General features: G+C 57.7%; 23 protein-coding genes and 1 tRNA gene. 8 read left to right on the plus strand and 16 right to left on the minus strand.

Annotated features, from left to right (window positions below):
- Positions 1-21: 21 nt before the first annotated feature.
- The 5 genes from ACTJKV_RS16090 to ACTJKV_RS16110 form a co-directional block, all read right to left on the minus strand.
- Positions 22-1,275 (minus strand): cysteine desulfurase, encoded by a 1,254-nt coding sequence (locus ACTJKV_RS16090; protein WP_111847161.1) that lies wholly within the window; start codon positions 1,273-1,275, stop codon positions 22-24.
- Positions 1,268-2,539 carry a Fe-S cluster assembly protein SufD gene (gene sufD, locus ACTJKV_RS16095; RefSeq protein ID WP_440599078.1) on the minus strand — a complete coding sequence of 424 codons (1,272 nt, stop codon included), beginning with the start codon at positions 2,537-2,539 and terminating at the stop codon, positions 1,268-1,270. Before sufD ends, ACTJKV_RS16090 begins: the two co-directional genes overlap by 8 nt.
- A 24-nt stretch (positions 2,540-2,563) precedes the next feature.
- The gene (gene sufC, locus ACTJKV_RS16100; RefSeq protein ID WP_062424300.1) at positions 2,564-3,319 is read right to left on the minus strand and encodes a Fe-S cluster assembly ATPase SufC; all 756 of its coding nucleotides are present in this window, start codon (positions 3,317-3,319) and stop codon (positions 2,564-2,566) included.
- Positions 3,320-3,499: 180 nt separating this feature from the next.
- Positions 3,500-4,969, minus strand: coding sequence for a Fe-S cluster assembly protein SufB (gene sufB, locus ACTJKV_RS16105; protein ID WP_062441476.1), 1,470 nt, complete (start codon positions 4,967-4,969; stop codon positions 3,500-3,502).
- Between the two features lie 201 nt (positions 4,970-5,170).
- On the minus strand, positions 5,171-6,340 hold the full coding sequence (locus tag ACTJKV_RS16110) for a cysteine desulfurase family protein (protein ID WP_440599079.1): 1,170 nt from the start codon (positions 6,338-6,340) through the stop codon (positions 5,171-5,173).
- A gap of 211 nt (positions 6,341-6,551) precedes the next feature.
- Here ACTJKV_RS16110 and ACTJKV_RS16115 point away from each other — a divergent pair, with 211 nt between their 5' ends.
- Entirely contained in the window at positions 6,552-7,229 is a 678-nt protein-coding gene (locus ACTJKV_RS16115; protein ID WP_062441481.1) for an alpha/beta hydrolase, read from the plus strand.
- A 100-nt stretch (positions 7,230-7,329) separates the two neighbouring features.
- Here ACTJKV_RS16115 and ACTJKV_RS16120 read toward each other — a convergent pair whose 3' ends face one another.
- Positions 7,330-7,875: a GNAT family N-acetyltransferase gene (locus tag ACTJKV_RS16120; RefSeq protein WP_440599080.1), complete on the minus strand. Its 546-nt coding sequence runs from the start codon at positions 7,873-7,875 to the stop codon at positions 7,330-7,332.
- Positions 7,876-8,049: 174 nt separating this feature from the next.
- Here ACTJKV_RS16120 and tyrS point away from each other — a divergent pair, with 174 nt between their 5' ends.
- Positions 8,050-9,303 carry a tyrosine--tRNA ligase gene (gene tyrS, locus ACTJKV_RS16125; protein ID WP_440599081.1) on the plus strand — a complete coding sequence of 418 codons (1,254 nt, stop codon included), beginning with the start codon at positions 8,050-8,052 and terminating at the stop codon, positions 9,301-9,303.
- Positions 9,304-9,388: 85 nt separating this feature from the next.
- On the opposite strand, the gene ACTJKV_RS16130 is transcribed toward tyrS, so the two are convergent.
- The 5 genes from ACTJKV_RS16130 to ACTJKV_RS16150 form a co-directional block, all read right to left on the minus strand.
- The gene (locus ACTJKV_RS16130; protein WP_376782042.1) at positions 9,389-9,847 is read right to left on the minus strand and encodes a lipocalin family protein; all 459 of its coding nucleotides are present in this window, start codon (positions 9,845-9,847) and stop codon (positions 9,389-9,391) included.
- A 159-nt stretch (positions 9,848-10,006) separates the two neighbouring features.
- Positions 10,007-10,450, minus strand: a complete 444-nt coding sequence (locus ACTJKV_RS16135) for a VOC family protein (protein ID WP_274101316.1) — start codon at positions 10,448-10,450, stop codon at positions 10,007-10,009.
- A 65-nt stretch (positions 10,451-10,515) separates the two neighbouring features.
- Positions 10,516-11,097 carry a hypothetical protein gene (locus tag ACTJKV_RS16140; RefSeq protein ID WP_274101317.1) on the minus strand — a complete coding sequence of 194 codons (582 nt, stop codon included), beginning with the start codon at positions 11,095-11,097 and terminating at the stop codon, positions 10,516-10,518.
- Between the two features lie 80 nt (positions 11,098-11,177).
- Positions 11,178-11,252, minus strand: a tRNA-Glu gene (locus tag ACTJKV_RS16145).
- A 225-nt stretch (positions 11,253-11,477) separates the two neighbouring features.
- Entirely contained in the window at positions 11,478-11,771 is a 294-nt protein-coding gene (locus ACTJKV_RS16150; protein WP_440599082.1) for a DUF1127 domain-containing protein, read from the minus strand.
- A 94-nt stretch (positions 11,772-11,865) separates the two neighbouring features.
- On the opposite strand from ACTJKV_RS16150, the gene ACTJKV_RS16155 reads away from it, so the two are divergent.
- The 3 genes from ACTJKV_RS16155 to ACTJKV_RS16165 all read left to right on the plus strand — a co-directional run bounded on the left by ACTJKV_RS16155 (position 11,866) and on the right by ACTJKV_RS16165 (position 15,880).
- Complete coding sequence (locus ACTJKV_RS16155; RefSeq protein ID WP_274101318.1) at positions 11,866-13,278, plus strand: aminotransferase-like domain-containing protein; 1,413 nt, start codon at positions 11,866-11,868, stop codon at positions 13,276-13,278.
- 114 nt (positions 13,279-13,392) lie between these two features.
- Entirely contained in the window at positions 13,393-15,627 is a 2,235-nt protein-coding gene (purL, locus tag ACTJKV_RS16160) for a phosphoribosylformylglycinamidine synthase subunit PurL (RefSeq protein ID WP_274101319.1), read from the plus strand.
- A 19-nt stretch (positions 15,628-15,646) separates the two neighbouring features.
- The gene (locus ACTJKV_RS16165; protein ID WP_003516012.1) at positions 15,647-15,880 is read left to right on the plus strand and encodes a BolA family protein; all 234 of its coding nucleotides are present in this window, start codon (positions 15,647-15,649) and stop codon (positions 15,878-15,880) included.
- Positions 15,881-15,952: 72 nt separating this feature from the next.
- Here ACTJKV_RS16165 and ACTJKV_RS16170 read toward each other — a convergent pair whose 3' ends face one another.
- Positions 15,953-17,107, minus strand: coding sequence for a hypothetical protein (locus tag ACTJKV_RS16170; protein ID WP_274101323.1), 1,155 nt, complete (start codon positions 17,105-17,107; stop codon positions 15,953-15,955).
- A gap of 153 nt (positions 17,108-17,260) precedes the next feature.
- Between ACTJKV_RS16170 and ACTJKV_RS16175 the strand changes: the two genes are divergently transcribed.
- Positions 17,261-17,524, plus strand: a complete 264-nt coding sequence (locus ACTJKV_RS16175) for a hypothetical protein (protein WP_062424288.1) — start codon at positions 17,261-17,263, stop codon at positions 17,522-17,524.
- Between the two features lie 12 nt (positions 17,525-17,536).
- On the opposite strand, the gene ACTJKV_RS16180 is transcribed toward ACTJKV_RS16175, so the two are convergent.
- The gene (locus ACTJKV_RS16180; protein ID WP_274101325.1) at positions 17,537-18,253 is read right to left on the minus strand and encodes a polysaccharide deacetylase family protein; all 717 of its coding nucleotides are present in this window, start codon (positions 18,251-18,253) and stop codon (positions 17,537-17,539) included.
- Positions 18,254-18,440: 187 nt separating this feature from the next.
- On the opposite strand from ACTJKV_RS16180, the gene grxD reads away from it, so the two are divergent.
- Together grxD and ACTJKV_RS16190 are read left to right on the plus strand one after the other, a co-directional pair.
- Positions 18,441-18,776 (plus strand): Grx4 family monothiol glutaredoxin, encoded by a 336-nt coding sequence (gene grxD, locus ACTJKV_RS16185; protein WP_062424286.1) that lies wholly within the window; start codon positions 18,441-18,443, stop codon positions 18,774-18,776.
- Positions 18,777-18,913: 137 nt separating this feature from the next.
- Positions 18,914-20,122: a multidrug effflux MFS transporter gene (locus ACTJKV_RS16190; protein ID WP_113265257.1), complete on the plus strand. Its 1,209-nt coding sequence runs from the start codon at positions 18,914-18,916 to the stop codon at positions 20,120-20,122.
- Between the two features lie 74 nt (positions 20,123-20,196).
- Here ACTJKV_RS16190 and ACTJKV_RS16195 read toward each other — a convergent pair whose 3' ends face one another.
- The 3 genes from ACTJKV_RS16195 to ttcA are packed head-to-tail and all read right to left on the minus strand — an operon-like array spanning position 20,197 to position 22,796.
- On the minus strand, positions 20,197-21,021 hold the full coding sequence (locus ACTJKV_RS16195) for an inositol monophosphatase family protein (protein WP_112357961.1): 825 nt from the start codon (positions 21,019-21,021) through the stop codon (positions 20,197-20,199).
- A 24-nt stretch (positions 21,022-21,045) separates the two neighbouring features.
- The gene (locus ACTJKV_RS16200) at positions 21,046-21,873 is read right to left on the minus strand and encodes an inositol monophosphatase family protein (RefSeq protein ID WP_062424283.1); all 828 of its coding nucleotides are present in this window, start codon (positions 21,871-21,873) and stop codon (positions 21,046-21,048) included.
- 44 nt (positions 21,874-21,917) lie between these two features.
- Positions 21,918-22,796, minus strand: a complete 879-nt coding sequence (gene ttcA / locus ACTJKV_RS16205; protein WP_144620455.1) for a tRNA 2-thiocytidine(32) synthetase TtcA — start codon at positions 22,794-22,796, stop codon at positions 21,918-21,920.
- Positions 22,797-22,825: the final 29 nt, after the last annotated feature.

Genomic DNA, 22,825 nt, shown 5'->3' on the forward strand with positions numbered 1-22,825 from the left:
TCCTGATCCTCAATTCCGATGTCAGGCGAAAAATTTGCGGGCGTAATCGAGTGCTTCGGCCAGCGCATCCACTTCCGCGCGGGTATTGTAAAGCCCGAATGATGCTCGGCATGTGGAGGTCACGCCGAAGCGTTTCAAGAGTGGCATGGCGCAATGTGTACCGGCGCGCACGGCGACGCCGCGGCGGTCGATGACCATCGAGACATCATGGGCATGGATGCCTTCAAGCTCAAAGGAGAAGATGCCACCCTTCCCCGGCGCATTGCCAATGATGCGCAGAGAGTTGATGTCACGCAGACGTTCGGTGGCATAGGCGGCAAGATCCGCCTCATGTGCAGCGATCGCCGCGCGTCCGAGATTGTCCATATAGTCCAGCGCGTAGCCGAGACCGATCGCCTGGACGATCGGCGGCGTGCCCGCCTCGAAACGATGCGGCGGCTCGTTATAGGTGATCTCGTCCTCAGAGACGTCGAGAATCATTTCCCCGCCGCCCTGGAAGGGACGCATCTCTTTCAACCGGTCGGCCTTGCCGTAGAGAACGCCGATACCCGATGGGCCATAGAGCTTATGGCCCGTCATCACGTACCAGTCGCAATCGATATCGCGGACATCGACCGGCATGTGAACCGCACCCTGGCTGCCATCAATCAGCACGGGAATCCCGCGCTCGTGGGCAATGCGGCAAATTTCCTTGACCGGCACGATAGTGCCGAGCGCGTTGGACATATGGGTGATGGCGACGAGCTTGGTGCGCTCCGTCAGGCTTTTTTCGAACGCCTCGATATGAAACGCGCCTTCGTCATCCACCGGCACCCAGACGAGCTTGGCACCCTGCCGCTCACGGATAAAATGCCAAGGCACGATATTGGAGTGGTGCTCCATGATCGAGAGGACGATCTCATCGCCCTCGCCGATCTTCGGCATGCCGTAGCCATAGGCGACCGTGTTGATCGCCTCGGTGGAGGACTTGGTGAAGACGATTTCATCCACCGAACCGGCATTCAAAAAGCGCCGCACCTTTTCGCGCGATGCTTCATAGGCATCTGTTGCCGCATTGGAGAGAAAATGCAGGCCGCGATGCACATTGGCATATTCGTCGGAATAGGCATGCGACACCGCATCGATGACCACCTGCGGCTTCTGCGCGGACGCGCCATTGTCCAGGTAGACAAGCGGCTTGCCATAGACCTCACGCGAAAGGATTGGAAAATCCTTGCGCACGGCCTCGACATCGTAGGGAGCCGCTTTGACGGCGCGTTCGCTGTTATCAGGCATGATCTTCCAGCCAGCTGGAGATGATACCTTCCAGCGCCTCTACCAGATTGTCGTCTTCCAACTCTTCGACGATTGCCGCGACGAATGCGTTCACCAGCATGGCACGCGCCTTCGCCCGCGGTACGCCACGCGCCATCAGGTAATAAAGGTGTTCGTCGCTGATATCGGCAACCGTTGCGCCATGGCCGCACTGAACGTCGTCAGCGAAGATTTCAAGTTCAGGCTTTGCCGAAAACTCGCCATCGTCGGACATCAGCAGGGTGTTGCAGGCCATCTTGGCGTCTGTCTTCTGGGCATCGGGCGCGACCCGGATCATACCCTGGAAGATACCCTTGGCACGATCGAAGACGACGTTTCGGAAGATTTCCGTCGAGGTCGTGTTCGGCACGTTGTGGCCGAGAACCATCGTCACATCCGTATGGGTTTCGCCACCCAGCAGGTTGACGCCGCGCACGGAGAGATCGGTGCCCTCACCTTCCACATCAATGCGCAATTCCTGGCGCACGAGCTTGCCGCCTGCATTGATGATGAAGAGACGAAGATTGGCGTCTGCGCCAAGCTTGATGCGCAATTGAGCCAGATGCGTATCGGCCGCACCCTGCTGCTGCAAAAGGATATAGGTGGCTTCCGCCCCGTCCTGAACCTCAAGATCGGTGACATGCGTGACGAGTGCTGCTTCCGCCGCAACCGACAGATGACGCTCGATAATCGTGGCCTTGGAGCCCTTGCCGAAGCGAACTGGCGAACGGGTGTGAACCTGCCCGGCGCCATGGATCACCTGAAGCTCGAGCGGACGCTCGATCTGGGCCTCATCCGGCACGGTTACCGAGTAACCATCGCGCACGAAGCTGCCATTCAGGCGGCCGATCATGTCGTCCTTGTCAGCCGCCACGAGCGATCCGGCAGCCGTGCCATCCAGGAGGCTTTCGGCAAAGCTTGCGACTTCGAAATCGACGATCTCGGTATCTGCCGACTTGCCGTGGCGTAGATAGGCAACCTGCGATCCGGCAACGGCTGAATCACGCTTCTCGATCACCGGCGCAGAGGCATCCTCGGGGATGCTGCGCAGCAGGGTTTTCATATCGGTATAGTGCCAGGCTTCGATGCGGCGCGTCGGAAGACCGGCGGTCTTCAGGTCGTCGAACAGCACGTCGCGCGCAGCAACGACATCGCCATTGCCGGGAAGCTCGGTGAACTTGGCCGTGAAGGCTTCTACCAGTGCGGTTTCCGCAGGTGTCAGCCGGTTTGTCGTTTGAATATTCATGGACATGGTCTCCTGGCCCGTTGATTAGGCCGCTTCACCGATGATGTCGGCGTAACCATTGTTTTCCAGTTCCAGCGCCAGTGCCTTGTCGCCCGAACGGATGATCTTGCCCTTATAAAGAACATGGACGCTGTCCGGCACGATGTAATCGAGCAGGCGCTGATAGTGGGTGATGACGACGGTCGCACGATCCGGCGACTTCAATGCGTTGACGCCATCGGCAACGATCTTCAGCGCATCAATGTCGAGACCGGAGTCCGTCTCGTCCAGAACGCAGAGCTTCGGCTCAAGCAGGGCCATCTGCAGGATTTCCGCGCGCTTCTTCTCACCGCCGGAGAAGCCGACATTGAGCGGACGCTTCAGCATGTCCATGTCGATCTTCAGATCGCCTGCCGCTTCCTTCACCTTCTTGATGAAGTCAGGCGTTGTAAGTTCAGCTTCGCCGCGTGCTTTGCGCTGCTCGTTCATCGCAACCTTCAGGAACTGCATGGTCGCAACGCCTGGAATTTCGACCGGATACTGGAAGGCGAGGAAGATACCCTTGGCAGCACGTTCGGCAGCGTCCAGCTCCAGAATGCTCTCGCCATTGTAGAGGATGTCGCCGGAGGTCACTTCATAGTCTTCGCGGCCGGAAAGGATGTAGGACAGCGTGGACTTGCCGGAGCCGTTAGGACCCATGATGGCGGCGACTTCGCCAGCGGCAACCTTCAGGTTCAGACCCTTGATGATCTCGGTTTCGGTATCGGCGATCTTTGCGTGCAGGTCGATGATTTCAAGCATGTTTCAATTCCTGTTCGTAGTGCGGCTTCAAGGACCGCCTCAGAGGCCGGTGCAGGCCGTTCTCAATTCTCACATCCGTCATCCTCGGGCTTGACCCGAGGATCCAACCGGTCAATTCGATATGCGACGCCGCGTCAGTGGATCCTCGGGTCAAGCCCGAGGATGACGCGGAGCAAGGCCTTAGCCGACGCTACCTTCCAGCGAGATGCCAATCAGCTTCTGCGCTTCGACAGCAAATTCCATCGGCAGTTCCTGAATGACGTCCCTGACGAAGCCGTTGACGATCAACGCGATCGCGGCTTCTTCGGGAATGCCACGCTGCAAGCAGTAGAACAGCTGATCCTCGGAAATCTTGGATGTCGTTGCTTCATGCTCGAAATGCGCCGAGGCATTCTTTGCTTCGATGTAAGGCACGGTATGCGCCCCGCACTTGTCGCCAATCAGAAGGCTGTCGCACTGCGTGAAATTGCGCGCATTGGTCGCCTTGCGATGGGCCGAGACCTGACCGCGATAGACGTTTTCCGAGAAGCCTGCTGCGATACCCTTGGCGATGATACGGCTCGACGTGTTCTTGCCGAGATGGATCATCTTGGTGCCGGAATCGACCTGCTGGTAACCGTTGGAGACAGCGATCGAGTAGAACTCGCCGCGGCTGTCATCACCACGCAAAATGCAGGATGGGTACTTCCACGTGATGGCAGAACCTGTTTCGACCTGCGTCCAGGAGATTTTCGAGCGATGACCGCGGCAATCGCCGCGCTTGGTCACGAAGTTGTAGATGCCGCCCTTGCCTTCCTTGTCGCCCGGATACCAGTTTTGGACGGTGGAGTACTTGATCTCGGCATCGTCGAGCGCAACGAGTTCGACAACAGCGGCGTGAAGCTGGTTTTCATCGCGCTGCGGTGCGGTGCAGCCTTCCAGATAGGAAACGTAGGCGCCTTCTTCCGCAATGATCAGCGTGCGCTCGAACTGGCCCGTGTTCTTCTCATTGATGCGGAAATAGGTGGAAAGCTCCATCGGGCAACGCACACCCTTCGGAATGAAAACGAATGAACCGTCTGTAAAGACCGCCGAGTTCAGGGTGGCATAAAAGTTGTCGGTCGTCGGAACGACGGAGCCGAGATACTTTTTCACCAGTTCGGGATGCTCACGAACAGCTTCCGAGATGGACATGAAGATCACGCCCGCCTTCTTCAGTTCTTCCTTGAAGGTCGTAACGACGGAAACCGAGTCAAACACGGCATCCACGGCCACGCGACGGTTCTCGACGCCGGCCAGGATTTCCTGTTCCTTCAGCGGAATACCGAGCTTCTCATAAACCTTCAACAGTTCAGGATCGACATCTTCAAGCGACTTGGGCCCTGGCGTGCTCTTTGGAGCCGCGTAGTAATAAAGGTCGTTAAAGTCGATCTTTGGATAATTGACGCGCGCCCAGGTGGGCTCTTCCATCGTCAACCAGCGCTGATAAGCGTCGAGGCGCCATTGGAGCAGCCACTCCGGCTCCTGCTTCTTGGCGGAAATGAACCGGATAACCTCTTCCGACAGACCCTTAGGCGCCTTGTCGACTTCGATCTCGGTTTCGAAACCGTATTTGTACTGGTCCACATCGATCTGGCGAACCTGATCGATTGTTTCCTGAACCGCTGCCATTGTCGTTCTCCAATCTCGCCGGATACAAGGTCCGGTGGCTTGTCAACGTATCAAGACGGAACCCCCGCCTTCATTCGCGCTTCACATAAATGCGGGAGCCATCTGAGGCCAGCGCTTTCATGCGTTTATTTAAGAGCGGGTTGGCGTTTTTCCCACCGCACCGCAAGCGAAATTTTGACATTTCGCAGTTTATCCCAGCCCTCAGGCTGCCTGACCGGAAAGCTTGCGCCGTCCTGCAATCTTGCTAAAGGCGCGGACCGCCTTCTCTATATCATCTACCGTTGTCGCGTGCCCGAGCGAAATGCGCAGAGCACCGAGCTTCGGATCCTGCCCCATGGCCGTCAGCACATGGCTCTCTCCGACTTTGCCCGAAGAGCAGGCTGAACCTGCGGAGAGAGCAACACCTTCGATATCAAAGGCAATCTGCCCGGTTTCCGACTTCAAGCCGGGAAGCGTGAAGAAGGTCGTGTTGCCGACGCGCGCGACATCCGCACCGTGGATGATGACATCCGGCGCGGAGACGCGCATTCCGTCTTCCAGCCGGGTCCTCAACGAGGCCAAACGCGCGCTTTCCGCCTTTTGCATCCGCGCCGCTTCTTTTGCGGCCACACCAAAGCCGAGAATTGCGAGCGTGTTCTCGGTACCAGACCGATGCCCCTTTTCCTGCCCGCCACCATGGATCAGCGGCAAAGGCATCATCACTTCACCGCGGGAGACCAGGGCGCCAACACCTTTCGGGCCACCGATCTTGTGCGACGACACGATCAGGAAATCTGCGTCCAGCGCTTCGATCTCCACCGGGATGCGCCCAATGGCCTGCACGGCATCGACCACGAGCAAGCCACCGGCAGCATGAACGAGCCGCGCCGCCTCTTTTACTGGCTGTATGATGCCTGTCTCATTGTTGACCAGCATCAACGCCACCATCGGCAGGCCCAGTGCCCGGTCGTGTCGCGAAAGCAGGCTTTCCAATGCTTCGATGTCGAGTAGACCCTGCTCCGTCACCGGAACTTCCGTGACTGCGGACCGACTAAACCTTCCGCCCTCGCGAACTGCCGGATGCTCGATCGCGGATACGTAGAGGTGGCTTATATTTAAGGGTGAACGGCCCATTTTAAAGTGCGGGCACAGCACAAGGTTTGCAGCTTCCGTCGCACCGCTGGTGAAAACGACGTGCGACGCCTCAGCGCCTACCAGCGCAGCCACATCACGACGCGCAGTCTCGACGGCGGCGCGAACGGCACGTCCTTCCTTGTGAACAGACGACGGATTGCCGGATAGATCGAGAGCAGAGAGAAGCGCATCACGGACGGCCGGCAGCAAAGGTGCTGTCGCATTCCAGTCCAGATATGTGCGCTCCGCTGTGCCCATGGCGCAAATCGTGCCTTTATCCCGATCATTCGCGCCTCAAAGCGCATTTTCCTTGAAATTTCCGTCACCCTTGCCTTATGACACCACCAACAGCGCCACGGAACGCAAGTTTCGAACAGTTCTAAACTAGGTTTTAGAAAAGCTGACCATCCACGTCAAGTCTTCTTGCGCGGGGAAAGAGTCAGAAACATAAAAACCGACCGGAGTACCTATGCCTGAAGTCATTTTCAACGGCCCCGCAGGTCGTCTCGAAGGCCGCTACCAGCCCTCCAAGGAAAAAAGCGCACCGATCGCCATCATTCTTCATCCGCATCCGCAGTTCGGCGGCACGATGAACAATCAGATCGTCTACCAGCTCTTCTACATGTTCCAGAAGCGCGGTTTCACGACGTTGCGTTTCAACTTCCGCTCCATCGGCCGCAGCCAGGGTGAGTTCGATCACGGCGCTGGCGAATTGTCGGACGCTGCGTCCGCGCTCGACTGGGTGCAGAGCCTGCATCCTGATTCCAAGAGCTGTTGGGTCGCTGGCTACTCCTTCGGATCCTGGATCGGCATGCAGCTTCTGATGCGCCGTCCGGAAATCGAAGGCTTCATGTCGATTGCCCCGCAGCCCAACACCTACGACTTCTCCTTCCTGGCCCCCTGCCCGTCGTCCGGCCTGATCATCAATGGCGATGCGGACAAGGTTGCACCGGAAAAGGACGTCAACGGCCTGGTGGAAAAGCTGAAGACCCAGAAGGGTATTCTCATCACCCACCGCACCGTGCCTGGCGCAAACCACTTCTTCAGCGGCAAGGTGGACGAGTTGATGAGCGAATGCGGCGACTATCTCGACCGCCGCCTGAATGGCGAACTGGTGCCGGAGCCCGCGGCCAAGCGCATCCGCTAAAAGATCGAAAGAACCTTAAGAGCCGCCGGTCACTCCGGCGGTTTTTTGTTGGAACAGTTATGGATTTCAAGCCTGATGCTCTGACCGGCCCGAACTCACATCAACTCAATCGCGCTGCGATCTGGTCGTGCATGGCAGCAGTATATTCAAATGTCGGACACGCGAGCCCCTCGACGGTCATCGACTGGCACGGTCGCATGCCGATCTTGGTCAGCACTTTCTGAGAGGCGATATTGTCCGGGTGGGTGAAGGCAACGAACTTGTCGGCGATCTTTCGGTCGAAGAACCAGTTTCGCAATGCCATGCCGATCTCTGTCGCATAGCCCCTGCCCCACTCCGGCTGGCAAAGCGAATAACCCAATTCGAAATCGGGTCTCTCGCCTCCAAAGAAGGAAAAACCTGCCCTTCCTAGAAAACGATCGTCGTCACGTGACAGGAGCTTGTACTTCGTAGTGCCATAACTGTGGTGATCATCGATCCAGCGCGACAATCGTTCCTCGCATTTCTCGTTGCTCCAGGGTGCCGATCCCGTGAGGTAGCGAGTCGTCTCGATTGTTGAATGCAGCTGATGGACAAGCGTGACGTCGCCGGGCGCCCACATTGTCACTTTCAGCCTCTCAGTCTCGAGTATGACTTGCTCGCGCATTTTTCCTACCTTTCCATTGCCGTACCGCTATCGCCCACCCCGTAGCGACTAAGCGTCCATCGAAGCGAACATTCATGGCCGAAACGGGTGTAATTTTCAAAAAACAATGATAAAGCCGCTGCCATTCACTGAAACGCAGTGAAGGTCACGACTAATCCCAGAAAGAAAAAGGTTATGTCCAGGTTCAAGTCCGATTTCCTCCGCACGCTCGATGAGCGCGGCTTCATTCACCAGATCTCCGATGAGGCAGGTCTCGACGAACTGTTCGCCAAGGAAACCGTGACTGCCTATATCGGCTATGACCCAACGGCATCGAGCTTGCATGTCGGCCACCTGACGCAGATCATGATGTTGCATTGGCTGCAAGCGACCGGCCATCAGCCGATCTCGCTGATGGGTGGCGGCACCGGCATGGTGGGTGACCCTTCCTTCAAAGAAGAAGCGCGCAAGCTGATGACCATCGACATGATCGAAGACAACATCACCTCGCTGAAGCACGTCTTCGCCAATTACCTCGATTACGACCGGGCCACCAACCCCGCCTTGATGATCAACAATGCTGATTGGCTGCGCGGCTTGAACTATCTCGAATTCCTGCGCGATGTGGGTCGGCATTTCTCGGTCAACCGCATGCTCTCCTTCGATAGTGTCAAGACGCGTCTCGATCGCGAACAGTCGTTGTCCTTCCTCGAGTTCAACTACATGATCCTGCAGGCCTACGACTATGTAGAGCTCAACAGGCGCACCGGATGCCGCCTGCAGATGGGTGGTTCGGATCAGTGGGGCAATATTATCAACGGAATCGATCTCGGCCATCGCATGGGAACGCCGCAGCTCTACGCCCTCACATCGCCGCTGCTGACCACATCTTCCGGCGCAAAGATGGGCAAATCGGCGTCGGGTGCCGTCTGGCTGAACAAGGATTTGCTGCCCGTCTACGACTTCTGGCAGTACTGGCGTAACACCGAAGACGCGGACGTTATTCGTTTCGCCAAGCTCTTCACCACACTACCGATGGACGAGATCGATCGTCTCGCAAAGCTTGGTGGGTCGGAAATCAATGACGCTAAGAAGATCCTCGCGACGGAAGTGACCGCGATCCTGCACGGCCGCGCTGCGGCGGAGGAAGCTGCCGAAACCGCTCGCAAGACTTTCGAGGAAGGTGCGCTTTCCGACAACTTGCCGTCGATCGAAGTGCCGAAGACAGACTTGGAAGCAGGCATCGGTCTTCTCTCGCTGATCGTGCGTGCCGGTCTTGCCGCGTCCAACGGCGAAGCCCGTCGTCACGTTCAGGGAGGTGCGGTGCGCATCAACGACGAGAGCGTTTCGGACGAGCGCAAACTTATCGGCTCGGGCGAAGTGACAGCAGATGGCATCATCAAGCTTTCGCTTGGCAAGAAGAAGCACATTCTGGTGCGCCCGGCCTAATCCATTTGCCAAAGTCTAAGGGCCGCGAAAGCGGCCCTTAGATCATCCCAAGCTGCAGTGCAACGCGGCCCCACAATTCGCGACATCAAAACTCGGGAAACTCGAGCTTCGAGGTATCGTAGCCGAGTTCCTTTGCCTTCCTGACCATCACAGCCAGCTTGGCTTTAGACGGAACGGAGCGAGAATAAATCCACAGATTCTCCATGTCCGGCGTTGCGCTGATAAACCACGTCTTGTCAGGCGAATTGTAGAGCACCCAGTAATTGAAGGTGATGAAGAGCGGATAGCGAACCCGCATCTTCGCCTTGGTCGTTTTCGCGTCCGTTATAGTCCCAATACCCTCGACCGTCTTGAGCTTTCCGGTCGGCGATCCTTCGCGGCATCCATCTTCAACCAGCACCTGCCCGGGCGAGGAACCGGGCTTATAGATCGAATAGCCCGCCACGCAGCCATCGGTCAGCCACATGGGCGTCCTGCCAATTTCGAGCCACTTCCCGCGGTAGTGCGACATGTCGGTCTGCGCAACCGCTGGCGCTTTCGCCATCTCGGCCTGCGCTGGGGAAAAGACGCTAATACCCAAGGCGCACGAGACGAGGCCTGCGCTGGCCCATCGAAGCAGTGTGTTCATGCTGGTTCTCCGCAAAGGTGTTGCCGGAAACGCTTGGCTTGCAGAGCGGTTGCATCAACAAGATGGTGATGAGGATTAGGCGGTCACAGCGCGCCCATCCGGATATTCTGCCGGTCCCTTCACCTCCAACAAATTACCGAAAGGATCGCGGATATAAAAGGAATGCCCCATTCCACGTGCACCGCCATGCATCGCCTCACGCTCGATGATCACGCCATGATGTTCCAGGTGCGCTCGCAACGCATCGTGCTCGAACGGTCCCGTCGCAATGCAGATATGATCGACATTTCGTCCACCGGCCACCGGTGGCGCAGCCTTCTGGCCGCCTGGGTGAGTGATATCCCACAAAACGATCAGCGACGCGCCGCACCAAACCTGCTCCATGCCGAGTGCCGGATAGGAATAGCCGGGCCGGCATCCCAGCACCTCATGGTAGAATGTGAGCGCCTTTTCCATGTCGTCGACCAGCAGCACGACGTGATCTATTCCCACAAGCGAAAACGGTACATTCGATGTCACGAAAAATCCTCCCAGAATGACGCTCACAAACATCACGCAATGGCGGATAGGGTCAACTGCAAACCTTACCTGGGTTCTTCCAGGCAAAGCTGGAGCAGTTCGTTGACCGAGGTCTCGCGACCCACCTCAATCTTTTGCAGGGAGAGACGTGATGCCTCCTCGCCGACGAAGCGATTGAACGCGACCGCCCGTTGAGCAAACTTGTCGATCAGAAACCGAGCATGGGGATCGCGCGAACCGTAATTGCTCTCTGCTGTGATCCGGCGCTCCAGCACGCCCTCGGCAGCAACGAGCCAAATTGCCCGCACATGCTGCATATCCAACTGTGAAACGAGTTCCGGCAAGAGCGCCGAGCCCTCTAAAACAAGACGCTCTCCGCTCTCGATCAGTGGCAGCACGAGTGGGCTCCACATGGAGCGATAATGGGCGAGCACGGATTGCATCATCTGATCCAGCGCCAGATCGCGATAATGTTCAACGACATGCGGTGGCGGTAGCTCAGGCGGATCGCGCCAGGGCCGTCCAGGATGCTGCGCCAGACTGTCGGTTGAAATGCAACGACAACCGAGATGGTTGGCGACGGCCTCGGCCAGAGTCGATTTCCCGGCATGGGAAGATCCGCCGATGAGAAACAAGCGGGCAGTCATTAGCGTCCTCGTGCAGGCAACAAGAAACGCGAGGAATAGATGTTGGAAAAGGCAATTTTGAGGGGGAGTACAAAGCCAAGTGGCACGCCCTAGGGGAGTCGAACCCCTCTTTTCAGAATGAAAATCTGACGTCCTAACCGATAGACGAAGGGCGCGTGCGCTTGGTTTGTGGCGCCCTTATAGTCAGAGGTTTTCGATACCGCAAGCGGTAAAATGCAGGATTTGACAAAAAAATGACATCGCAGTCGCAACGCTCTGAATAACAAGGATTACCTATTCAAAACAAAAGCTTGTTCGATAGCAAAAAGCCCGCTGCACCGGTTGGGACAGGTGCTGCGGGCTTCTCATCTCGATGCATATCCGCATCGAGAAGCAGGTCCTCAGAGAAAACGCGTCCAGCTCAATGTGAACGCCTTTCGGGTCTCCTCATAGGCTTCCGTCCGGGACAGCCCGATATCTGCGAGTTGTTCAGGGGAAAGATCGTGGAGGCTCAGCCGGCTTTGCCGTTTGACATACCAGAATGCGAGGCGCTGCAACACGCGGGCAAGAACGCTTTGCGTTTCCGTCGGCACAAAAAGCCTGGCGGGTGTCATCTGATCTCGGACGAACCTTGCCGGTGTCGGCTCAACGCTCTCCTGTTCCGCTAGTGCTAGATATTCTTCCATCCTGCGCATGATTGTACCTGCCTGGCGTTCTGCCCTTCTGCTTGATCTTCGAGACAATCAATACAATTGACATATATAGGGGTACAATGCTTATATTGTCACCATGACAAATTGGCTTCCAAACCTCGCCGAGGGCTCCGGCCCAATCTATGTCCGCCTTGCCGACCATATCGAATCTGCGATTGAAGATGGCGTTCTGGCTCCAGGGACAAAATTGCCGCCGCAACGAAATCTCGCCTTCGACCTGGGGGTTACGATCGGCACCATTAGCCGAGCCTACTCGCTGATTCACGAGCGTGGCCTCGTCAGCGGCGAAGTTGGTCGCGGAACCTATGTGAATGACCGCAAGCCTGCAGAGGCGGCACAGAAGGCGGTCGAGAGCCCCTTCGGCGGCACAAGGATGTCATTGGCGGCGCCCGGCCAGATCGCCTTCAACGGCACCGCAGCGCCAGATAATGGCCAGCAGGAGGTCATTGCATCGCATGTGACCGAGATCGTCAGAGAGAAGCCGTCCGAGATCATGGACTACACCCGCTCCTTCCCATCCTTCTGGGCGGAAGCGGGGGCAAGGTGGCTTTCCCATCAAGGCTGGTCTCCCAGGCCGGAACATGTCGTCACAACGCTTGGCGCCCATGCGGGCGTGATGAGCATCATCACCGCCATGACCGCGCCTGGGGACCGTATCGTCTTCGAACCCGTCACCTATTCGCAAATCAGCCGCGCCGCTTCGCTTTCCGGTCGACGGATATCAATCGTAGATATTGATGCCGATGGCATCATCCCGGACGAGTTCGAACGGATCTGCGCACAGCAGCACCCGAAGATCGTTTTTCTGATGCCTGCCGGTCAAAATCCAACCTGCTCAACACTCCCGCTTGAGCGCCGCAAGGCAATCGTCGAGATCGCCCATCGCCACAATGTCTGGATCGTCGAAGACAATCTCTACGGTGCGATGACCGGCAACCCCCTGCCGCTGATCGCCGAACTTGCGCCGGACAGAACGTTCCTGGTGAACGGCCTTTCAAAATCGGTCAGCGCGGGTTTGCGTGGCGGCTGGGTGGCCTGCCCGCCCGCCTTCGTCACACGCATTCGCGTGGCTCACAAGATGCTGACCGGTGGCATTCCCTTCCTGATGGCAGAGCTCTCCGCGCGACTGGTGATCAGCGGCGATGCGGAGGACATCCGAAAGGGGTGCATAGAGGAGATCGAGGCGCGAAAAGCCATCGTCAGCGAAACCTTGAAGGGGGTGGATTTCAATAGCGCACCGGGCATCGCTTTCGTCTGGGTGAAACTTCCCGAACCCTGGCTTTCCGGCACCTTCCGAAATGCGGCGATGAACGAGAATGTCCTGATCGACGATGAAGACGAATTCAAGCCAGCCAGAACCGACCGGATCTTCCATCGGGTCCGGATCAGCTTTTCGCTGCCCAAGACCCATGACGAATTAAAACGCGGGCTCGGCGTCCTCAGAAGGCTGCTCGACAACGGTTCTGCGGGCTATGACAGCATTGAATAGAGGCGACGAAGACGCTGAATTGAAGGCCTGCCGAGGCATTTTCCTATCGCAAGAATGCATGTCTTAGGGTAAAGAACCGGAAATTCCCGTACCGGCTCGAACCCCGTGAGACCTATGACACTTCCAAATCATATTCAGATCACCCCGGAACTCGTTGCATCCCACGGGCTGAAGCCCGATGAATATCAGCGCATTCTCGACCTGATCGGACGCGAGCCGACCTTTACCGAACTTGGCATCTTCTCCGCCATGTGGAACGAGCACTGCTCCTACAAGTCGTCGAAGAAGTGGCTGAAGACGTTGCCGACCAAAGGTCCGCGCGTCATCCAAGGGCCCGGCGAGAATGCCGGCGTGGTGGACATCGACGATGGCGACTGCGTCGTCTTCAAGATGGAGAGCCACAATCACCCTTCCTATATCGAGCCTTATCAGGGTGCGGCAACCGGCGTCGGCGGCATTCTGCGTGACGTCTTCACCATGGGTGCGCGCCCGATTGCCGCGATGAACGCGCTGCGTTTCGGCGCTCCCGACCACCCGAAGACCCGCCACCTTGTGGCAGGCGTCGTTGCAGGCGTTGGTGGCTATGGTAACTCCTTCGGCGTTCCGACGGTCGGCGGCGAAGTGGAGTTCGATCAGCGTTACAACGGCAACATCCTCGTCAACGCCTTCGCAGCCGGTCTGGCGAAGTCCGATGCCATCTTCCTGTCGGAAGCCAAGGGCGTTGGCCTTCCTGTCGTCTATCTTGGCGCCAAGACCGGTCGTGACGGCGTCGGTGGTGCGACGATGGCCTCTGCCGAGTTCGACGAGTCTATCGAAGAGAAGCGTCCGACTGTTCAGGTTGGCGATCCCTTCACCGAGAAGTGCCTGCTGGAAGCCTGCCTGGAACTGATGAAGACGGGCGCCGTCATCGCCATTCAGGACATGGGTGCTGCTGGTCTCACCTGCTCGGCAGTAGAAATGGGCGCAAAGGGTGATCTCGGCATTGAGCTAAACCTCGATCAGGTTCCGGTTCGCGAAGAGCGTATGACCGCCTACGAAATGATGCTGTCCGAAAGCCAGGAGCGTATGCTCATGGTTCTCGAGCCCTCCAAGGAAGAGGTCGCCAAGGCGATCTTCGTCAAGTGGGGCCTGGACTTCGCCATCGTCGGCAAGACCACCGACGATCTGCGCTTCCGCGTTCTGCACAATGGCGAGGAAGTCGCCAACCTGCCGATCAAGGAACTGGGCGATCAGGCGCCGGAATATGACCGTCCTTGGACACCGGCAAAGGTCTCCGCGCCGCTTTCCGAAAACGACATTCCGGAAACCGATATTGCAGATGCGCTCATCAAGCTTGTCGGCTCGGCCAACAATTCATCGCGCCGCTGGGTTTACGAACAATATGACACGCTGATCCAGGGCAACTCGCTGCAGTTGCCGGGCGGCGACGCAGGCGTTGTGCGCGTCGAGGGCCATGAGACAAAAGCGCTTGCCTTCTCCTCCGACGTCACTCCGCGTTACGTGGAAGCCGACGCCTTCGAAGGCGGCAAGCAGGCAGTGGCTGAATGCTGGCGCAACATCACCGCTACCGGCGCACTGCCACTGGCGGCAACCGATAACCTGAACTTCGGCAATCCCGAAAAGCCGGAGATCATGAGCCAGCTCGTCCATGCCATCAAGGGTATCGGCGAAGCCTGCAAGGTGCTGGAATTCCCGATCGTATCGGGCAACGTCTCGCTCTATAACGAGACCAACGGCCAGGCTATCCTGCCGACCCCGACCATCGGCGGCGTGGGCCTTCTGAAGGACTGGTCGAAAATGGCGCGTATTCGCTTTGCTGCAGCTAACGAGGTCATTCTGCTCGCTGGCGCGCCTGAGGGACTTGGTACCCACATTGCCCAGTCGGTTTACATGCGCGACATTCATGGCCGCATCGACGGCCCTGCCCCGCATGTCGATCTGGACAACGAAAAGAAGACCGGTGACTTTGTTCGCACCATCATCACAGCGGGCCTGACGAGTGCAGTTCACGATTGCTCCTCCGGTGGCCTCGCTCTAGCGATTGCCGAAATGGCGATGGCATCGGAGATCGGCGCGACGATCGAAACGGTATCCGGCAACAACCCGATCCTGGCGTTCTACGGCGAAGATCAGGGCCGTTATGTCCTGACCGTCAAGCAGTCCGATCTCGAAACCGTCAAGGCGCAGGCTGCTTCGGCAGGCGTTTCGCTCGCCGTTATCGGCAAGACCGGCGGCTCTTCGGTAAAGCTGGGTACGGCGCGCGCGGTCGAGATTAAAGAATTGCGCAATGCCCATGAATCGTGGTTCCCTCAGTTCATGGACGGCGAGACACTCGTCGCAGCAGAATAAGAATTGAGGAGTAGACACCATGCCCATGAAGCCCGGCGACATTGAAGACATGATTAAGGCTGGAATTCCCGGAGCAAAGGTCACCATCCGCGATCTGGCCGGTGACGGCGATCACTACGCCGCTGAAGTCGTGGCAGACGCCTTCAAGGGCAAGACGCGCGTGCAGCAGCACCAGATGGTCTATGACGCGTTGAAGGGCAACATGGGTGGCGTTCTGCATGCATTGGCCCTGCAGACCTCCGCGCCTGAATAAGGCTCTTTCACTGATCAACAAAAAGGCCCGCGTGATGCTCGTCACGCGGGCCTTTCTGTTACGGCATTGCGTTTACTGAAACGCTGGCGGCGGCACGTCGGACTTCAGGCCGACAAAGGATGCGGCCGGCAGCGGACCGGCTGTCAGCAGCGTGAAATCGAAGCCGGACTTTCGGTCCGAACCCAGCACATATTGACGATGCATGCGCAGAAAGTTCATCTTGTTCTTGCGATAACGGTCATCCGAAAGCGAATGCTTGAACTTGATCCTCACGATCTTGGGCTGGCCAGCATCGCCATGCCCCGTCAGGTGCGCCGTATTGCATTTGTAGAGATGGATCGGATCGGACAGACACTGGATATCGAACCATGTCACCTCGCCGTGGCGCGCAAGCGTCCCGATGCTGTCGCGAAGGCGCGTGGCTTTGGCAATGAAAGCGCATTGAAGTGCTGCACCGCCCAGAGTGACGAAAGAGACATTGCGTCCATCGAACGCATCCGGTTTCAATTCCAAAACACGCCCCGCCACCGCCAGCGCCAGGCTTGCGCCCATGCTATGCGATACAAACAGCACCTCATCTGAGGATGTTTGGAGAGCGAGCAGGATCTTCTGCGCCTTGTCCTCGATCCAGGCACGTGCGACCGGCTCGTCGCGGCCCACCATCAGCGCAAATCGCCAGTCGGCAAAGAGATGCAAGGTGTGAAATCGCCCGGAGAACGCAATGACGCCCTTGTCGAAGAACAGCCATGCCGCTGGCACACTCAAAAGACAGAGGAACGGCGAAACATCGAGCAGCAGCGGCAAGACGGCGATCAACGCCGCGAGCAAAAGGCCCGTGAAGATGAGTAGATAGGGAAAAAGGAAAAACAGGCCAAAACGCCAGGCGTGACGAAAGTATCGGAATGCCGCGCCGCTGGTGATGATCTCGGCCCCGGCCTTGAAACCGAGAAGGATCTGTTTCCAGATTGGAGGCGCTCTTAAGTCCGAGATGATGCTGTTATGATCATGAATGTAGATGGTGCTCTTCGTCTCCTGGCCGTCGGAGATCGAGACCGCCTCCACTCGGCTACCAGCTTCAACCTCTCGAACCGGACCGACCTCATAGTCGAGACCAAAGGTCTTGCCGGATTGAGCAGCACTGCGCTCATAGCGACGGTGATGGGCGGCAGCATCCAAAGGATCGAAGCCGGGGAAGTAGAAAACGAGACGTGAGGAGACAGACGCCATAAAACGAGCCAAGGGTTCAAAACCTGAAGGTTGCGAAGAGCCCAAAAGGATCGCTTGATACAATGGGTGTCGCCCATATAGTAAACACCGTGGCTTAATTATGTTTTATATCATAAGCGGGCCAGAGGATTTTGTTGCGGAGCGGAGAAGATCTTGTCGAAAATCGTTGATCAGATCATCGGGAGTGTCGTGAAAGGCGCCATGTCGGAGATCCTGTCGAAAACAGGTGTCCGGAAGACACGACGGGCAAGAGGAAAGGCGAAAGCCGGCACATCGCTTGGCGGCGGTATCCTTGGCGGCATTCTGGAGGCAGCCCTCGGTGAAAAACCCGCGCGAAAGAAAAAGCGGACGCCCGCCAAAAGGCAGGTCAGCAAACGCCGGACCGCTGCCGCGCGCAGCAAGCAACGCGCGAGATAGCCGCAATTCAGGTCACTTCTGTTGCTGCTTCATCAGCTCCGACACGGTGACAAACTGGAAGCCACGCTCCCGCAAACCATCGATGATCTTGGGTAGAGCCTGGCGGGACGCTTCGCGGCTTCGATACATGACATGCAGCAGAATGATCGAGCCGTTCTGGGCGTTCTGGATCACATACTCCGCGATCGCATCTGCATCTTCAGCGATGTCCGGGTAGGATTCCGGCTCGACATCCCAGGTGATCGAGGTTCGCCCGGTCTGGGATAAGTACCACGGCAGGGTCAGCAGCTTCTTGCCGTAGGGTGGCCGAAAATAGATTTCGCCCTGATAGCCCGCCGCACGAATGGCGCGATCCGTTCGCTCGATCTCGTCGCGTACCTTGTCTGAACCCATCAAGCTCATATTGGAGTGGGAGAAGGAGTGATTGCCGATCTCGTGACCGCGCCGGACGATATCGGCCGCGAGCGCCGGCGTTTCCTCCATTTCCCGACCTGTGAGAAAGAATGTCGCCTTGACGTTTTTTCCATCCAGCAGGTTCAAGACGTCGCGCGTATAGCGAAGTGTGGGGCCATCATCGAGAGTGAGCGCCACGAGGGGCTCGCTCGTCTCCACCCGCGGCACGATCGTTCCAAACAGCTGATAGCCACGCGCCTTGCTCAGTTGGAACAGCCCAAACACTAAGAGCAGGATCACCACCAGCGCGATGATCCAAACACCAAATTTGCGCATGTCCGGCCTCGGCTTTGGTTGAATGAAGCATCAGGGCACCACACCTTCGGGGCAGCATCATGACTGTCTGTTCCAATTCCGACCGCCATTGGTTTTTTCGCCTTTGCGACTGGAAATAACGATATTCCATGTTATTTAAGAGCGAACGAAGCAGCGGCCTTGACCCGCATGTGAAAGGAATACAGCCATGAGCGGCATTCACGACCTGATCGACAACGAAGTGAAGAGCAACGACATCGTTCTTTTCATGAAGGGCACGCCCCAGTTTCCGCAGTGCGGTTTCTCCGGACAGGTGGTCCAGATTCTCGATTATCTCGGCGTGGACTATAAGGGCGTCAACGTCCTTGCCGATGCCGACATCCGTCAGGGCATCAAGGACTATTCCAACTGGCCGACGATCCCTCAGCTCTACGTCAAGGGTGAATTCCTCGGCGGCTGCGATATCGTAAGAGAAATGTTCCAGTCCGGCGAACTTCAAAGCCAATTCCAAGAGCAGGGTATCAGCGTCCGCGGCGCGGCCTGATTTCGGCCGGTTCATCCGGCCCACCCTGATTGTCAGAAAACTATGCCAGGCGTTGCGTCATGCAACGCCTTTGCCGTTCTTTTTGAGGCAATCCTGTGACACATCCACCACAAACGACCGCTTCGCCCGCAGGGACCATGGGGCGCGCGGAATTCATCGGGCTGGCTGCCATGCTGATGGCGCTTAATGCTCTTGCCATCGACATCATGCTTCCTGGCCTGCAGGAAATCGGCGCATCGCTTGGCGTCGATAACGAGAACCATCGACAATATGTCGTCTCTGCCTACCTGCTCGGCTTCGGTATCGCCCAGCTCTTCTACGGCCCGCTTGCGGATCGCTTCGGGCGCCGCAAGCCGATGCTGTTTGGCCTTGGCATCTACATCCTGTCGTCCATCGCCGTGATCTTTGTGCCGAGCTTTGCCGGCCTTCTGGCCCTTCGGTTTATCCAGGGGATCGGCTCTGCGGCGACACGTGTCATCACCGTTTCCATCGTTCGCGATATCTATGGCGGGCGTCAGATGGCCGAAGTCATGTCGCTGATCATGATGGTGTTCATGGTGGTCCCGGTCATCGCACCCGGCACAGGACAGATCGTGCTGTTCTTTGGCGACTGGCACCTCATCTTCGGCTTCATGGCCGCGATCGCTGCCGTCGTGACGGTCTGGATGTACATTCGGCTTCCCGAAACGCTACGACCCGAGGACGTGCGCCCGCTGACTGTCTCATCCGTCCTCACCGGCTTCAAGATCGTTCTCACCAACCGTGTCGCGCTCTGTTACACGATCGCCAGCATGATCATCTTCGGTGCACTGTTCGGCTTCATCAACTCCGCCGAACAAGTCTATAAGGGCATCTACGATCTCGGCGCCTGGTTTGCCGCCGCCTTTGCCGCAGTCGCGCTGTTCATGTCGCTGTCGTCCTTCCTAAACTCCAAGCTCGTCGGGCGTTACGGAATGCGCAAGCTGTCGCACGGCTCCCTGCTGGGCTTCATCGGCATCAACTTCATCTGGCTGCTGATGATGATCCTCGGTCCGCAGCCAATGCCATTTGCGCTGTTCATCGTGATGTTCGGTCTGTCGATGTTCCAGTTTGGTTTAATTGGCTCGAACTTCAACTCACTTGCCATGGAGCCGCTTGGTCACGTGGCCGGAACCGCATCGTCCGTGATCGGCTTTCTCGGAACGGTGGGTGGCTCGCTGATCGGCGCCGGCATCGGTCAGGCTTTCAATGGCACGGCGCTGCCCATGGTCAGCGGCTTCTTCATCGTCTCGATCATTGGTCTCGTGTTCGTTTTGATCGGCGAAAAGGGCACGCTGTTCCAAGCTCACAACAAGCCGACGCACTGACACAAGCCTTCAAAGTAAAGCAAAGGCGCGGCTGCCATGACAACCGCGCCTTTTTTGTGCCGTCGTTCAGTCGATCAGACCGTGAAGATCTTCTCGCGCAACACGGTCCATGTCTCTTTGTCCGGGGCCAGCAGCAAGCCGCCGCTGACATGGTTTGGCAGATAGGGAGATCCGTCGAAGCGTGCCGCGTAGGCACCCGCCTCCTGTGAGATCAGCGTGCCAGCTAGGTGATCCCAAGGCATCAGCTTGTTGTACATCAGAAAGTGCATGTGGCCGCCGCAGAAGATGCGGTACTCATGCGCTGCGCAACGGTAACTGGTGAAGAGCCTGACATCGGCAAGATTGTTCAAGAGGCGACGGCGCGTCTCGACCTCAAAGTAGCCGGTATTGGCGATACCGACCATCTGCGAGAGTTCCGGCGCCGGAACCACCTGCAACTGCGTCTGGGAGCCATCGGCGCTGCAAAGCCAGGCACCGGAGCCCTTCTCCGCGATCACCCAGTCATTGCCCATCGGATCGAAGATGATGCCTGCGACCGTCTCACCCTTGGAGACGACGCTCAGCATCACGCCAAACAGCGGCAATCCGGCAGCAAAGTTATAGGTGCCGTCAATTGGGTCCACGACCACCGCAAGGTCAGCGTCGCCAAGCTTCTCCAGCAGCGACGGATCTGCAGCGACCGCTTCCTCTCCGACGAACAGCGCGTCGGGCATAAACTCGGCGACACGGGCGCGGATCAAGCGCTCTGCCGCCTCGTCTGCCTCCGTCACAAGGTCGATCGCCTCGGTTTTCACCCGCACGTCACCCTCGCCGAGATTTCGGAACCGCGGGAGGATTTCCACCGCCGCCGCTTCCTGTAGGGCATTGGCAAGCGAGGCGATGTCGAGTTCGACGGACATGGGAGGTTCCTTTACATGTTCAGATCAAAGACCGAGAATGTCCCGGCGCAGCATCTTCCAGCTTTCCTTGTCTGGTGCAGAAAGGATGCCACCCTCGGTATCTCCTGGGCGGTAGGGCGTGCCATCGAGCTTCACCGTGTAGCCGCCCGCCTCCTGATGGGTTAGCACGCCTGCCAGATGGTCCCAAGGCATAAGCTTCTCATGACCGATGAAATGCAGCTTGCCTGTCGCCACCAGCCAATATTCGTGCGCAGAGCAATTCAGGGACAGCGCCATTTTCGTCTTGGCCATATTTGCAGCGATCACCGGTCGGCGGTCGGGATGGCTATGACCCCAGGAGAAGATACCCACCATGTCCGAAAGACCGACGGGCTCGGCGACGCGCAGTTTCGCTTCGCTGCCGTTTGCGCGCTTCAGCACGGCGCCTGCGCCTTTGACCGAGACGATGCTGTCGCCCATCACCGGATCATGAATGATTCCAGCGACCGTTTCACCTTTGACGGTCACGGCGAGCAGCGTTCCAAAGGCTGGAAAACCGGAGGCGAAGTTGAATGTGCCGTCTACGGGATCGATCACGAAGGCAAGCGGCGCGTCGCGAAGTGCCGGAATAACGGAGCGGTCGGCATCATAGGCTTCTTCGCCAACGATGTGCGCGGTGGGGAAACGCTGCAGCAAGGCTGCAGTGATCTGCTTTTCCGCAAGGACATCCGCTTCCGTGACCAGGTCGACAGCCGATGTCTTCTCGGAAATGGCCGAAGCGCTGAGATTGCGAAAGCGCGGCATGATTTCGCTGGTGCCGGCATGGGCAACGGTTGCAACGAGGAAGTCGATATCTGAATCGGAAAGGGTCATGGAAAACAATCTGAATAGGTGAGGAATGCGCCTCACCTATTCCTCTAGGATGACGGATCCGTGACAGTCAGGCCGGAAAAATCGAACAGCTTTGTATCCAGCAGATGCGAGGGATTGACGTGTGCGAGTGCCCGCAACATCACATCCTTGCGACCGGGCATACGCCGTTCGATATCGGCCAGCATGTCCTTCATGGCATTCCTTTGCAAACCGTCCTGGGAACCGCAAAGATCGCAGGGAATGATGGGGAACTGCATTGCCGCTGCGAATTTCGCCAGGTCGTCTTCTGCGCAGTAGGCAAGCGGGCGCAGCACCATCAGGTTGCCTTCGTCATTCATCAGCTTCGCCGGCATGCCAGCAAGCCGGCCGCCATGGAAGAAATTCATGAAGAAGGTTTCCAGAATGTCTTCGCGGTGATGGCCCAGAAGTAGCGCGTCGCAGCCCTCTTCGCGTGCGATACGATAGAGATTGCCACGGCGAAGACGCGAACAGAGCGAGCAGTAGGTGGCTCCTTCCGGGACCTTTTCCTTCACGATGGAATAGGTATCGCGGTATTCGATGCGGTGCGGCATGCCGATCTTCGTCAGATAGTCCGGCAGGATGTGCTTGGGAAAGTTCGGCTGACCCTGGTCGAGATTGCAGGCAATCAGTTCGACGGGCAGAAGGCCGCGCCATTTCAGATCGAGCAGCAGCGCCAGAAGACCATAGCTGTCCTTGCCGCCTGAAAGGCCCACCAGCCAGCGCTTCTGTCCCTTCAACATGCCGAAATCGTCGAAGGCCTGTCGCACGTTTCGCAACAGACGCTTGCGCAGCTTGTTGAAGGAGACGGAGCGCGGCGCATCGGCAAAGAGAGGATGCGAGCCACCAGCCTCTTCGACCTCGCCGGCATTCTGAATGTCATCGATCTGTGCGGCAATGGTCATGGTCATCTCGCTGTCTGATCCGCTTGAAA

It is taken from the genome of Agrobacterium sp. 22117 (assembly GCF_052045735.1).
In the GTDB taxonomy this organism is placed as follows: Bacteria; Pseudomonadota; Alphaproteobacteria; order Rhizobiales; family Rhizobiaceae; genus Agrobacterium; species Agrobacterium cavarae.

Coding starts and splice junctions, on each gene's coding strand:
- ACTJKV_RS16090 (WP_111847161.1), bottom strand. CDS start 1,275: ATGCCTGATAACAGCGAACGCGCCGTCAAAGCGGCTCCCTACGATGTC.
- sufD (WP_440599078.1), bottom strand. CDS start 2,539: ATGAATATTCAAACGACAAACCGGCTGACACCTGCGGAAACCGCACTG.
- sufC (WP_062424300.1), bottom strand. CDS start 3,319: ATGCTTGAAATCATCGACCTGCACGCAAAGATCGCCGATACCGAAACC.
- sufB (WP_062441476.1), bottom strand. CDS start 4,969: ATGGCAGCGGTTCAGGAAACAATCGATCAGGTTCGCCAGATCGATGTG.
- ACTJKV_RS16110 (WP_440599079.1), bottom strand. CDS start 6,340: ATGGGCACAGCGGAGCGCACATATCTGGACTGGAATGCGACAGCACCT.
- ACTJKV_RS16115 (WP_062441481.1), top strand. CDS start 6,552: ATGCCTGAAGTCATTTTCAACGGCCCCGCAGGTCGTCTCGAAGGCCGC.
- ACTJKV_RS16120 (WP_440599080.1), bottom strand. CDS start 7,875: ATGCGCGAGCAAGTCATACTCGAGACTGAGAGGCTGAAAGTGACAATG.
- tyrS (WP_440599081.1), top strand. CDS start 8,050: ATGTCCAGGTTCAAGTCCGATTTCCTCCGCACGCTCGATGAGCGCGGC.
- ACTJKV_RS16130 (WP_376782042.1), bottom strand. CDS start 9,847: ATGGCGAAAGCGCCAGCGGTTGCGCAGACCGACATGTCGCACTACCGC.
- ACTJKV_RS16140 (WP_274101317.1), bottom strand. CDS start 11,097: ATGACTGCCCGCTTGTTTCTCATCGGCGGATCTTCCCATGCCGGGAAA.
- ACTJKV_RS16150 (WP_440599082.1), bottom strand. CDS start 11,771: ATGCGCAGGATGGAAGAATATCTAGCACTAGCGGAACAGGAGAGCGTT.
- ACTJKV_RS16155 (WP_274101318.1), top strand. CDS start 11,866: ATGACAAATTGGCTTCCAAACCTCGCCGAGGGCTCCGGCCCAATCTAT.
- purL (WP_274101319.1), top strand. CDS start 13,393: ATGACACTTCCAAATCATATTCAGATCACCCCGGAACTCGTTGCATCC.
- ACTJKV_RS16165 (WP_003516012.1), top strand. CDS start 15,647: ATGCCCATGAAGCCCGGCGACATTGAAGACATGATTAAGGCTGGAATT.
- ACTJKV_RS16170 (WP_274101323.1), bottom strand. CDS start 17,107: ATGGCGTCTGTCTCCTCACGTCTCGTTTTCTACTTCCCCGGCTTCGAT.
- ACTJKV_RS16180 (WP_274101325.1), bottom strand. CDS start 18,253: ATGCGCAAATTTGGTGTTTGGATCATCGCGCTGGTGGTGATCCTGCTC.
- grxD (WP_062424286.1), top strand. CDS start 18,441: ATGAGCGGCATTCACGACCTGATCGACAACGAAGTGAAGAGCAACGAC.
- ACTJKV_RS16190 (WP_113265257.1), top strand. CDS start 18,914: ATGGGGCGCGCGGAATTCATCGGGCTGGCTGCCATGCTGATGGCGCTT.
- ACTJKV_RS16195 (WP_112357961.1), bottom strand. CDS start 21,021: ATGTCCGTCGAACTCGACATCGCCTCGCTTGCCAATGCCCTACAGGAA.
- ACTJKV_RS16200 (WP_062424283.1), bottom strand. CDS start 21,873: ATGACCCTTTCCGATTCAGATATCGACTTCCTCGTTGCAACCGTTGCC.
- ttcA (WP_144620455.1), bottom strand. CDS start 22,796: ATGACCATTGCCGCACAGATCGATGACATTCAGAATGCCGGCGAGGTC.